This is a genomic window from Pseudomonas sp. S3_B08, assembly GCF_054667725.1.
The window spans coordinates 2,352,634-2,364,807 of sequence record NZ_CP162750.1 but is presented as its reverse complement, the minus strand read 5'-3'; the positions used below and the strand labels follow the sequence as shown (position 1 = coordinate 2,364,807).

The window sequence follows — 12,174 nt, the reverse complement described above, 5'->3', positions numbered from 1 at the left end:
GCGATCGTGCCCCTTTTGAAACAGTCATAGGAACAACGTCAATGATGAATCTTGCGCAGTTGCGCGCTCGGCTCGAGCACAGTTTTGCGCCGCTGGCTTGTGAGTGTTCGGTGGATGGTGATCATTCGCTGACGGTCAAGTTGTATCACCGGGATTCGGGGCAGGTGGATCTGGTGATCAGCGGGCTGGATCTGGCTTCGCTGCGTACGCCTGGGGCGGTCGAGGCGTTGGTGGGGGAGTTGCGGTATGAGCTTGAGAGCAATTCCTTGCGTTCTTCGCGGGATCCGGATTTGGCTTAAGCGCGCTTTGGTCTTGGCGGCCTTTGGGCCGGCCATGCTCTGGGGGGGGGGGTGGGTGTATATCCGTTTTTTTGGGTGTTGCGGCTGGCGGTTTCGCCCTTACGGCGAGTCCCTTTTGGCAAACGCCCCAAAAGGAACCAAAAGGTCTTCGCCCTGACGTTCGGCCCGCTCGCTGAGGCTCGGGGTTCCTTCGCTCCGGGATCGATCCTGGCGCAGCGGCTCCGGTTTGCTTCGCTGCACCTACACTCGCTGTGTACGACTGCGTCGTACGGTCGCTGCGCTCCCACGCCCGGATCAATCCCTCCACTCAGCCTGCCGACGGGCTCCAAGATCAAAAGCGGTACTTGAGCTAACGCTCATCGTGTGTAGATACCGTCTTGAGCCTCACCGGGCAAGCGCAAGTTTCGGGTCATATGGCAGTCCTGACTTGAGCACTCCGTAAACGAAGTGCAGCAGCTTGCGCATTGCTGCGCAGATGATCTGCTTGGGGGCCTTGCCATTGGCTTCCAGGCGTTCTTTCATCGCCTTGATCGCCTTATTGTGTTTCAGCGCCACCATGCCAGGCATGTAAAGGCCTGCACGCAGCCGTGCTGACCCTACTCTTGAGATCAGGGTGTGACCTTTGAGCTTTCCTGATTCCTGCAGCTTTGGATTGAGCCCTGCAGCAGCGACCAGTTGGCGAGGATCACTGTATTTGCGCAAGTCACCCAGTTCGGCGAGCAATCGTTCAAGCGTTTTTTGTCCGATGCCGTCGATGGTTACGATGAGATCCCGCATCTGACGCATATCCGGGTCGTCATCGATGTGTTTTTTGATCGCCTTATGCGTTTCTACGATCTCTTTTTCGATATGGCGCAGAACGGAGTTGATCGAGTCTTTGACCTTTTCGTCGGAAACGTCCAGACGATTAAGCTCCATTTGTTCCATTTCCTGAAGGTCATCCAGGCGGCGCACCATTGCTTTTAACTGGCGGTATTTCAGCGGCTCAGGCGCCCATGGGTGAAGTTTTTGATCCTTTTCCCGGGCAAAGTCGGCGATCAGTTTGGCATCGCTTTTATCGGTCTTGATGCGGCGCAGTTCGCTGTCAGCGTACGCTTTGGTCGTAGCCGGGTTCACGACGCAGACCCGGAAGCCTTTGTTGTAAACGAATTCCGCGAGCTCCAAGTGGTAGACGCTGGTGGCTTCCATCACGATCAGGGCCGAACGCTCGGCGTTTTTTTCTAGCCACGCCTCAAACTCTTTAAAGCCCTTTGGATCGTTGGCCAGCTTGGCCTTGGTTTTGTGCTTGCCGTTGGGCTGGTGTGTAGCGATATCAAAGGTGTTCTTTGCGATGTCGACGCCAACGAAACCGGACATGATCGTTTCTCCACTTGTTCCCTGTTGCGATCATCACGTCACTCTGTCCAACCTTGCGAATGCGGGCTCTCGCCGCAGGCGGGCCCAAGATACCGTGCGAACTGTACGAGTGAGTGTGGAGGGCTGGAGCACGATCTACGTCACAGGCAAAAAGCCTAAGGAGCTGCGCGGCTTCCAAGTCCCTCCCTCGATGATCAGTCGAGAACTATCGCTCCTGACGGAGCGTTAGTCGAGATACAAGGAGCTGCCGAAGGCTGCGATCTTTTGATTTTGATTTTGATTTTCTGTGGGAGCGAGCCTGCTCGCGAAGGCGGCCTGACAGCCGACCTGGTTGTTACTGAACTCACTCGATCAAACCTGTGGGAGTGAGCCTGCTCGCGATGAGGCCCTCGCCGACAACCATCATCCCAATCCAGCCCTCTGCCGGAAAATCCCCGCAAAAACCGACAGCCCAAACCAGCCAATCTCCCCAATCCACTGGCGCTAACAAGGCGCTCAGCTATAAAGAATGAGTGGTCAGGTCTTCCGTGGCCGGTTGGGTTGCGGGAGTTTGTCTCTCTTTACCGCGGGTCGTCCTATGAATAATCCTGGGAAACGCGTATTGCCGTTGGTTTTTCTTGCAGTTTTGTTGGCCGGTTGTGCCAGTCCTCCACCCCCTGCGCCTGTCGCGCCGCCGCCACCGCCGGAACGTCGGTGTGAGGTGCTGGAAAATACTGAGGTTGCCGGGGATGTGTATGTGGATGGGCAGGTGACGCGCCACATCACCACTACGCGTTGCATAACCCAATAAGATTCGCGATTCCTCGATTGCACGAAGCCTGGAACCCAGCAGTGACCCTGTGGGAGCGAGCCTGCTCGCGAATGCGTGGTATCAGTCAAAACATAGCTGACTGACACAACGCTTTCGCGAGCAGGCTCGCTCCCACACGGGTTAGCAATTTGCCCTGGATATCAGGACAGGAACCCGCCATCCACATTCAGCGCCACGCCAGTGGTGTAGCTCGACGCATCGCTGGCCAGGTACAGCACCGCGCCGGCCATTTCGCTTGGATCGGCTACGCGTTTGAGCGGGATCTGGGTCAGTGCCTGTTTCAGAATCGCATCGTTCTTGACCAGCGCCGAGGCGAATTTGGTGTCGGTCAGGCCGGGGAGCAGGGCGTTGCAGCGGATGCCGAATTGCGCGCATTCCTTGGCGAAGACTTTGGTCATGTTGATGACCGCCGCTTTGGTTACCGAATAGATGCCCTGGAAGATGCCCGGCGAGATGCCGTTGATCGAGGCGACGTTGATGATGCTGCCGCCACCGTTTTCGCGCATGAGCTTGCCGGCTTCGACCGACATGAAGAAGTAGCCGCGAATGTTCACATCGACGGTCTTCTGGAACGCCCCCAGATCGGTGTCGAGCACGTTGCAGAATTGCGGGTTGGTCGCGGCGTTGTTGACCAGGATGTCGAGGCGGCCGAATTGTTCCTTGATCCCGGCGAAGACCTGGCTGATCTGCTCCATCTCACCGATGTGGCAGGCCACGGCTGTCGCCTTGCCGCCGGCGGCGATGATGGCGTCGGCGACGTGTTGGCAGCCTTCGAGCTTGCGGCTCGAGACGATCACGTGGGCGCCTTGCTGGGCCAGCAGTTTGGCGATGGCTTCTCCGATGCCACGGCTGGCGCCGGAGACGAAAGCGATTTTGCCGTCGAGGTCGAACAACTGAGTCTTGGACATGGGTTTCCCTTGTTGAAAGTCTTGTTATTGGCCCGGATCAGAGGCTGGATTTCTGAATGACCTGCAGGCTCATCTGCTCCAGCAGTTTGTTCATGTGAATGAACTGCGCGAAGCGTTTGTCCTGTGTCTGGCCATGGTAGAAGCGGTAGTAGATCTGCTGCACGATGCCGGCCAGGCGGAACAGGCCGTAGGTGTAGTAGAAGTCGAAATTGTCGATGCGGATGCCCGAGCGCTCGGCGTAGTAGTCGACGAATTCGCGGCGGGTCAGCATGCCCGGCGCGTGGCTTGGCTGGCGGCGCATCAGTTGCACCGGTGCCGGGTCGCCGGCTTCGATCCAGTAGGCGAGGGTGTTGCCCAGATCCATCAGCGGGTCGCCGAGGGTGGTCAGTTCCCAGTCGAGCACGCCGATAATTTGCATCGGATTGGCCGGGTCGAGAATGACGTTGTCGAAGCGGTAGTCGTTGTGGACGATGCTCGACGTCGGGTGGTCGGCCGGCATCTTGTAGTTGAGCCAGGCTTTGACCGCTTCCCAGTGCGGCGCGTCCGGGGTCAGGGCTTTTTCGTAACGCTCGCTCCAGCCCTTGATCTGCCGGGCGACGTAGCCTTCAGGCTTGCCCAGATCGCCGAGGCCGCAGGCGTTGTAATCGACCCGATGCAGTTCGACGAACCGGTCGATGAAGCTTTTGCACAGCGCTTCGGTTTTCGCCGAGTCGAGGCCCAGCTCCGGCGGCAGTTCAGCGCGCAGGATGATGCCCTTGACCCGTTCCATCACATAGAACTCGGCGCCGATAACGGCTTCGTCGGTGCAATGCACGTAGGCCTTCGGGCAATACGGAAAGCCGTCGCGCAATCGGTTGAGAATGCGGAACTCACGGCCCATGTCGTGGGCGGATTTGGCTTTGTGGCCAAACGGCGGACGGCGCAGAACGAATTCTTGCTCGGGGTATTCCAGCAGGTAGGTCAGGTTCGACGCGCCGCCAGGAAACTGGCTGATCTGCGGCGTGCCGGTCAGGCCGGGAATGTGCGCCTTGAGGTACGGATCGATCAGGCTGGCATCAAGTTCTTCGCCTGCGCGGATCCGGGTGGACTGGTCAGTAAGCGCCATGCTTATCCCTTCTGCTTATTTTGGAGGCCAGACATCATTGGCTAATCTAATAGCGCGCTCGGGTGCTCACAAGCGCGGGTCGGTCTTATAGGTTAGCGTGTTGCTGGATAATCAACTTTGAGAATGGGGCAAAGATCGGCGCGGTTCGACGATGCCACGCGCGTTAATGCACGCGCTGGTTGTTCAACTTGGGCGGCAAGGCGACGGGAGTCAGCACCGGTTGCCCGGAGAAAAACGCCATCAGGTTTTTCCCCACCAGTTCAACGGTGCCTTGCGTGGCTTCAGGGGACAACCCGGCGACGTGTGGGGTTAGCACAACGTTGCTGAGGTGTTTCAGGGCGTCGGGCACTTCCGGTTCGTGATCGAACACGTCCAGCGCTGCGCCGGCGATACGACGTTGCTCAAGTGCGGTGATCAGGTCTGCCGTTGCGATAACGCTGGCGCGGGCGATGTTGACGATAAAACCCTTGGGGCCGAGCGCATCGAGCACTGCTCGCGTCACCAGATGTTGCGTACCAATGCCGCCGGGCGTGGCAACGACCAGGAAGTCCGAGGCTCGCGCCAGATCGGTGGGTGTCGAGCAGAACGCATAAGCGACTTCGCTGCGCACCTGGCGGCTGTGGTAGCTGACCTGCATGTCGAACCCGAGCTCCGCACGTTTGGCAATCGCCATGCCCACGGCGCCCAGCCCGAGGATGCCCAGACGCTTGCCGGCCAGCGACGGGCGCATGATTTTCGGCCATTCACCGCGGCGCACGGCTGCATCGCAGCGCGGGATGTCGCGGACCAATGCCAGCAGCAACGCCATCGCATGATCGGCCACTGACGAGGCGTTGACTCCGGCGCCATTGGTGACGGTGATCCCACGGTCACTGGCCGCTTGCAGATCGACCTGTTCGTAACCGGCGCCGATCACCGTGATGATTTTCAGGGCGGGCAGGGCGCTGATCTCTTGCGCAGTCAGGCCCAGTGGGCCGCGAGTGAGCACGGCATCGATGCGACTGCCATGGGTGGCGATGGCTTGCGCACGTTCGGCTGGCGTTGGTGCGAGGATCAGGTGGAATCCCTGATGCTCAAGAATCGGCAGATAGTCATTGATCGTTTCAACCAGTACCAGAACGGTTGCGGGCATTGCGCGGCTCCTGTGATTGGCGGCGGGTGGGTCGCGAAAGTCGACTCAGAGTGCTGAATCCGCAGCGGCTTGGCAATCGTTGCATTCGCGCAGTGGTGCTTTGATTCTGGACGGGTTCGTGGAACAAGCAAGCACGCAGGCATGGGCGCTGCGAATCAGCTCACGTATTGCGCAATGCCGTTGCCAAACGACCAGTTCTCTTTCTTTACCTCCAGCAGATTGATGAACACATCCTCCAGGCGAATACCCAGTTGCGCATGCAGGCTCTCGGCAATGGTTTTGAACAGCAACTGCTTCTTTTCCACGCTGCGCCCTTCGCTGATGGTGATCTGGATGAACACCACGCCGTCGCTGCGCTCGATGCCGAGGTATTGCGGGTCATACACGAAGTGCTGGCCGTCGTGCTCGTTGAGAATCTGGAAGTTGTCGTGCTCGGGCACATCGATACAGGTGCGCAGGGCGGCGTAGATCTGTTCGCCGATGCGCCTGGCGAAAGTGGGGTCTGGGTTTTGCTGGATGTCGACGCGGACCAGTGGCATGGGAGGCTCCTTGGGTTATGGCTTCTCTCACGCTAGATCAATGGCGGAGTTCTGGCAGGTAGTTGGTCTGGAATATTGCGGACCACTCGTATGAGGAGGCTTACGTGAATCGCGGATTTTGCCTACGGGGATGGCAGATGCGTCTGCTGGTCAGCGTGAATGGAACAGTTTGATGATAAGGGCATGACGATAGCCGTCGATGTGCATGCAAATGCTGACACCGATCCGCCAGCAGCCAAGGAGGGCAAACGTTCCATAACGATCGCGAAAATCTGGAGCTAGACAGGCTGGAAAACGAATCAAGGAAACTCGTGGCTGAATGGAAAAAGCTTCAGGCTGAAGAGAAAAAGTTATCAAGGGAGACGAAGCTCTATCCAATTGCAGTGTTTGGTGGAGTCTTGACTGCAATCACCGCAGTGGCAGGGTTTTTCTTCAAGTTGTGAGTCTTCATGCTTCACAACCGTCAGGCGCATTATTCAAAGGTTAATCAGTATGAGCACATATGACCGTAAGGCACGACTGGAGCAAATTGAGCGAGAGTTCGCAGAATATGACGAAGCGGTGCGCAATAGAGACAAGCGCGAAAATGGCAAGCTCTGGTTGCTTTTCGGCTTCGGGCTGTACTGCGTTTTATTGGGTTTCATGCTCGGCATATCGCTCTAGGCGCATTCGATGACGCATGGGTGGGTACAAAACGTATCCGTTTGCGGCATCCGACGTATCCATAAACGACCTTGTTTTTTCCATAAACGACCATCCTTGGATCTGCTCCGCACAACCATTCCTCAGCTAAGTCTTTGCTTGCATTGATTTATCACGGAGAATCGCGCCCCTGTTTCGGCCGGAGCATGTCTGTCGGTTTTTTCCGACGCGTCCTGACCGAGTGGCAAGTGACCGGAATGCGGAGATCCGACCGGATGAATGATCAGGCCAATAGCCTCGAAAAGCGCTTCGACGCAGCAGCACCCGCTGAACTTTCGAGCTGGAATCGCCAGGACACCACCTGGATGCTGGGACTGTTTGGGACGGCCATTGGCGCCGGCACCCTGTTTTTGCCGATCAACGCAGGATTGGGTGGCTTCTGGCCGCTGGTGATCCTCGCGCTTTTGGCATTCCCGATGACGTTTTACGCTCACCGTGGCCTGACCCGTTTTGTCCTGTCCGGTCGCGAAGGTGCTGATATTACCGAAGTGGTCGAGCAGCATTTCGGTATCAAGGCCGGTGCCTTGATCACGCTGCTGTACTTCTTTGCCATCTTCCCGATCCTGCTGATCTACAGCGTCGGCCTGACCAACACGGTCGCCAGTTTCCTCGAACACCAACTGCACATCACGCCGCCACCGCGCGCATTGCTGTCGTTCGTGCTGATTCTCGGCCTGCTGGCCGTGGTTCGTTGCGGTGAGCAGGCGATCGTCAAGGCCATGAGCCTGATGGTCTATCCGTTCATCGTTGCGCTGCTGTTCCTCGCCGTGTACCTGATTCCGCACTGGAACGGCGGCATCCTCGCCACCGCCTCGCAAGTGCCGGCGCCGTCAGCGCTGCTGCACACGCTGTGGCTGGCGATTACGGTGATGGTGTTCTCGTTCAACCATTCGCCGATCATCTCGGCGTTCGCGATGGACCAGAAGCGTCGTTACGGTGTGCACGCCGACGAGCGCAGCTCACAGATCCTCGCGCGCGCTCATGCATTGATGGTCATTTTGGTGCTGTTCTTCGTATTCAGTTGCGTGCTGACCCTGTCGCCAGAGCAACTGGCTGAGGCAAAAGAGCAGAATCTTTCGATCCTGTCGTACCTGGCCAACCACTTCAGCAACCCGACCATCGAGTTTGCGGCGCCGTTGATTGCGTTTGTGGCGATCTCCAAGTCGTTCCTCGGTCATTACATCGGGGCCAGCGAAGGCCTCAAGGGCCTGATCGTCAAGAGCGGCAGACGTCCGGGTGCCAAAACGCTGGATCGCATCGTGGCGGCGTTCATGCTGGTGATCTGCTGGATCGTCGCAACGCTTGATCCGAGCATCCTGGGCATGATCGAAACCGTCGGTGGGCCGGTGATTGCGGCGATTCTGTTCCTGATGCCGATGTACGCGATTCGCAAGGTGCCAGCGATGGCGCGCTATCGCGGTCAGGCGTCGAACGTGTTTGTTACCGCGGTGGGACTGGTGGCGATTTCGGCGCTGGTTTACAAGCTGGCTGTCTGACCTGTCACTGATCGTTCCCACGCTCTGCGTGGGAATGCCTCTTGTGACGCTCTGCGTCACGCATGGGGACGCAGAGCGTCCGGGGCTGCGTTCCAACGCAGAGCGTGGGAACGATCAGAATGCTTGCCCGGCAGGCATAAAAAACGCCGCTCATCTCACGATGGGCGGCGTTTTTTATGGCCTTGCAGCGTTAGGCTTGAACGACCGGGATCTTGGCGTTCGCAGCAGCTTCACGGAACTCGGCGATCTGGTCGAAGGACAGGTAGCGGTAGACATCGGCCGCCATGCTGTCGATCTTGCCAGCGTATTCCATGTACTCCTCGACGGTCGGCAGGCGACCCAGGATCGAAGCAACGGACGCCAGCTCGGCCGAGGCCAGGTAGACGTTCGCGCCGTCGCCCAGACGGTTCGGGAAGTTACGGGTCGACGTCGAGACCACGGTGCTGTTCGGCTCAACGCGTGCCTGGTTACCCATGCACAGCGAGCAGCCTGGCATTTCCATGCGAGCGCCAGCCTTGCCGTAGATACCGTAGTAGCCTTCTTCGGTCAGCTGGTGAGCGTCCATCTTGGTCGGCGGCGACAGCCACAGACGGGTTGGCAGCTGACCCTTGACCTGATCCAGCAGTTTACCGGCAGCGCGGAAGTGACCGATGTTGGTCATGCACGAACCGATAAACACTTCGTCGATCTTCTCGCCAGCAACGCTGGACAGCAGACGGGCGTCGTCCGGATCGTTCGGCGCGCAGAGCACAGGCTCGTTGATCTCGGCCAGATCGATTTCGATGACTTCGGCGTATTCGGCGTCGGCATCGGCTTCCATCAGCTCAGGATTGGCGATCCAGGCTTCCATCGCTTGAGCACGACGTTCCAGGGTACGCGCATCGCCGTAGCCTTCGCCGATCATCCAGCGCAGCAGGGTGATGTTGGACTGCAGGTACTCGGTGATCGACTCTTTCGACAGCTTGATGGTGCAACCGGCAGCCGAACGTTCGGCCGAGGCGTCGGACAGTTCGAACGCCTGCTCCAGGGTCAGACCTTCCAGACCTTCGATTTCCAGGATGCGGCCGGAGAAGGCGTTTTTCTTGCCTTTCTTCTCGACGGTCAGCAGACCGTTCTGGATAGCGAAGTACGGAATGGCATGAACCAGGTCACGCAGGGTGATGCCAGGTTTCATCTTGCCTTTGAAACGCACCAGGATCGATTCCGGCATGTCCAGCGGCATGACGCCAGTGGCAGCGGCGAACGCGACCAGACCGGAACCGGCCGGGAACGAGATGCCCATCGGGAAACGGGTGTGCGAGTCACCACCGGTACCGACGGTGTCCGGCAGCAGCATGCGGTTCAGCCACGAGTGGATGATGCCGTCGCCCGGACGCAGGGAAACGCCGCCGCGGGTCATGATGAAGTCAGGCAGGGTGTGGTGGGTGGTTACGTCGATCGGCTTTGGATAAGCCGCGGTGTGGCAGAACGACTGCATCACCAGATCAGCGGAGAAGCCCAGGCACGCCAGGTCTTTCAGTTCGTCACGGGTCATTGGACCGGTGGTGTCCTGAGAACCCACGGTGGTCATCTTCGGTTCGCAGTAGGTGCCAGGACGCACGCCCTGGCCTTCTGCCAGACCGCAAGCCTTGCCGACCATTTTCTGCGCCAGGGTGAAACCCTTGGTGCTTTCAGCCGGAGCTTCCGGCTTCTTGAACAGGTCAAACGGTGGCAGACCCAGCTCGGCGCGAGCCTTCTCGGTCAGGCCACGGCCGATGATCAGCGGAATACGACCGCCGGCACGGACTTCGTCCAGCAGCACCGGGGTTTTCATTTCGAAAGTGGTGATGACTTCGTCGGTACCGTGCTTGCAGACTTTGCCAGCGTGCGGGTACAGGTCGATCACGTCGCCCATGTTCATGTTCGACACGTCGAACTCGATTGGCAGCGCGCCGGCATCTTCCATGGTGTTGTAGAAGATCGGAGCGATCTTGCTGCCGAAGCAGAAACCGCCAGCGCGCTTGTTCGGCACGTACGGGATGTCGTCGCCGAAGAACCACAGCACCGAGTTGGTGGCCGATTTACGCGAGGAACCGGTACCGACCACGTCACCGACGTAGGCGATCGGGAAGCCCTGGCCGCGCATTTCTTCGATCTGCTTCATCGGGCCGGTCTTGCCTTGCTCGTCCGGAACGATGCCGTCACGGGCCATTTTCAGCATGGCCAGGGCGTGCAGCGGGATGTCAGGACGCGACCAGGCGTCTGGCGCAGGGGAGAGGTCGTCGGTGTTGGTTTCGCCGGTGACCTTGAATACGCGCAGGCTGATCTTGTCGGCCAGGACCGGGCGCTTCTTGAACCACTCGCCGTCAGCCCAGGATTGCAGCACGGCCTTGGCGTGAACGTTGCCGTTCTTGGCTTTTTCGGCGACGTCGTGGAAGGCGTCGAACATCAGCAGGGTGTGCTTGAGTTCTTCGGCGGCGACTGGCGCCAGCTCGGCGTCGTCCAGCAGTTCAACGAGGGTGACGATGTTGTAGCCGCCCTGCATGGTGCCGAGCAGTTCTACAGCGCGTTTCTTGTCCAGCAGAGGGGAGGTGGCTTCGCCCTTGGCCAGGGCAGACAGGAAACCGGCCTTGACGTAAGCGGCTTCGTCCACTCCAGGTGGTACGCGATTGGTGATCAGGTCAACGAGGAAAGCTTCTTCGCCAGCCGGAGGGTTCTTCAGCAGCTCGATCAGGCCTGCTGTTTGTTCGGCGTTAAGCGGCTGGGGAACGATACCCAGGGCTGCACGCTCTTCGATATGTTTGCGGTAGGCTTCAAGCACAGTTATTACCCTCATCAGTGGTCCCAAATGGGTGTCCGGGACGCTCATCCCGAAATTGCCGTACTCATGCGCCTCACGACGTTGTGGGTCGTTCGGCCAGAATTACCGGCAATTCCTTACAGAAGCTGCTTTCAAAGTTTTACGCCTGCAGAACGGGGAGCTGATGAGGGTTGGCGTTGGGCTTTTCCCCGCTGGAAAAACCCCTCGCCAACACCGCTCTGAAGGAACGACTGTGCTCGTGACGCTTTGAAAACAGCTTCTAACGGACATTGGCGCCTTAAAAGGCTGGCTGATTCTACGGCAAAAAAAATTTAAAGGTAAGTCGCGCTCTATTGGACTTTCGTGGCAATCAGCGCGGCCGGAGCAAACCTGCGACGCCGGCGAGACCTTGCTGTTTGAGGGGTGATCAATGCCCGACAAAGGGCTAACATGCCGGCCTGTTCCGCGTTTCAGTGTTCTGCCCATTTATGCCCAATCAGACCATCAAGACCCCCTGCGTCGGCCTCTGCTCCACCGTTTACGGTGACCTGGTGTGCCGTGGCTGCAAGCGTTTCCATCACGAAGTGATCCATTGGAACGGATACAACGAGGAGGAAAAGCGCGCGGTGTGGCTGCGTCTGGAGCAATTGCTGTCACAAGTGATGGCGAGCAAAGTCGAGATCTTCGATCCGGCGCGCCTGCGCGAGCAGCTCGAACAGCGCAAGATCCGCTTCGTACCGCATCAGTCGGAATATTGCTGGGCCTATCAGCTGATCGCCCGGGGGGCGCGGGTGATCATTAATCTCGAGGCGTACGGGATGGTGTTGCTGCCGGAATTCCGCGACTGGAACCTGCCGGAACTGCGTGATGCCATTGATCGGGAATTCTTCCTGCTGTCGGAAGCGCATTATCAGCGCTACATTGCACCGGGCTTCCTGAAAGACGCCTTCGGCGCCTAGAAGCTTCGCGAGCAGGCTCGCTCCCACAGGGAAATGCATTCCAGATGTGGGAGCGAGCCTGCTCGCGAAAGCGCCAGTCAGACATGGC

11 protein-coding genes are annotated in these 12,174 nt (G+C 58.6%); 5 read left to right on the top strand and 6 right to left on the bottom strand.

Features of this window, described 5'->3' with window-relative positions; genetic code table 11:
- The first annotated feature begins 41 nt into the window (after positions 1 to 41).
- On the top strand, positions 42 to 299 hold the full coding sequence (locus AB4N73_RS10700) for a DUF1652 domain-containing protein (protein WP_123442222.1): 258 nt from the start codon (positions 42 to 44) through the stop codon (positions 297 to 299).
- 384 nt (positions 300 to 683) lie between these two features.
- On the opposite strand, the gene AB4N73_RS10695 is transcribed toward AB4N73_RS10700, so the two are convergent.
- The 5 genes from AB4N73_RS10695 to AB4N73_RS10675 form a co-directional block, all read right to left on the bottom strand.
- Complete coding sequence (locus AB4N73_RS10695) at positions 684 to 1,655, bottom strand: IS110 family RNA-guided transposase (RefSeq protein ID WP_056786210.1); 972 nt, start codon at positions 1,653 to 1,655, stop codon at positions 684 to 686.
- Between the two features lie 951 nt (positions 1,656 to 2,606).
- Positions 2,607 to 3,374: an SDR family oxidoreductase gene (locus AB4N73_RS10690; protein WP_041480848.1), complete on the bottom strand. Its 768-nt coding sequence runs from the start codon at positions 3,372 to 3,374 to the stop codon at positions 2,607 to 2,609.
- 37 nt (positions 3,375 to 3,411) lie between these two features.
- Positions 3,412 to 4,479, bottom strand: a complete 1,068-nt coding sequence (locus tag AB4N73_RS10685) for a phosphotransferase family protein (protein ID WP_460143409.1) — start codon at positions 4,477 to 4,479, stop codon at positions 3,412 to 3,414.
- 163 nt (positions 4,480 to 4,642) lie between these two features.
- Positions 4,643 to 5,611, bottom strand: coding sequence for a 2-hydroxyacid dehydrogenase (locus tag AB4N73_RS10680; protein ID WP_305380979.1), 969 nt, complete (start codon positions 5,609 to 5,611; stop codon positions 4,643 to 4,645).
- Positions 5,612 to 5,766: 155 nt separating this feature from the next.
- A complete protein-coding gene (locus AB4N73_RS10675; protein WP_252876491.1) occupies positions 5,767 to 6,150 on the bottom strand; it encodes a tautomerase family protein in 384 nt (127 codons plus the stop codon).
- 311 nt (positions 6,151 to 6,461) lie between these two features.
- Here AB4N73_RS10675 and AB4N73_RS10670 point away from each other — a divergent pair, with 311 nt between their 5' ends.
- The 3 genes from AB4N73_RS10670 to AB4N73_RS10660 all read left to right on the top strand — a co-directional run bounded on the left by AB4N73_RS10670 (position 6,462) and on the right by AB4N73_RS10660 (position 8,348).
- Positions 6,462 to 6,593 (top strand): hypothetical protein, encoded by a 132-nt coding sequence (locus tag AB4N73_RS10670; protein ID WP_460143408.1) that lies wholly within the window; start codon positions 6,462 to 6,464, stop codon positions 6,591 to 6,593.
- 49 nt (positions 6,594 to 6,642) lie between these two features.
- Positions 6,643 to 6,813: a hypothetical protein gene (locus tag AB4N73_RS10665; protein ID WP_163032915.1), complete on the top strand. Its 171-nt coding sequence runs from the start codon at positions 6,643 to 6,645 to the stop codon at positions 6,811 to 6,813.
- 254 nt (positions 6,814 to 7,067) lie between these two features.
- Positions 7,068 to 8,348, top strand: coding sequence for a serine/threonine transporter (locus AB4N73_RS10660; protein ID WP_122881407.1), 1,281 nt, complete (start codon positions 7,068 to 7,070; stop codon positions 8,346 to 8,348).
- Positions 8,349 to 8,538: 190 nt separating this feature from the next.
- Here the strand turns inward: AB4N73_RS10660 and acnB are convergent, their stop codons facing one another.
- Entirely contained in the window at positions 8,539 to 11,148 is a 2,610-nt protein-coding gene (acnB, locus tag AB4N73_RS10655; protein WP_039763151.1) for a bifunctional aconitate hydratase 2/2-methylisocitrate dehydratase, read from the bottom strand.
- A 467-nt stretch (positions 11,149 to 11,615) separates the two neighbouring features.
- Between acnB and AB4N73_RS10650 the strand changes: the two genes are divergently transcribed.
- Positions 11,616 to 12,086, top strand: coding sequence for a DUF1289 domain-containing protein (locus tag AB4N73_RS10650; RefSeq protein WP_024013275.1), 471 nt, complete (start codon positions 11,616 to 11,618; stop codon positions 12,084 to 12,086).
- The last annotated feature ends 88 nt before the right edge of the window (positions 12,087 to 12,174 follow it).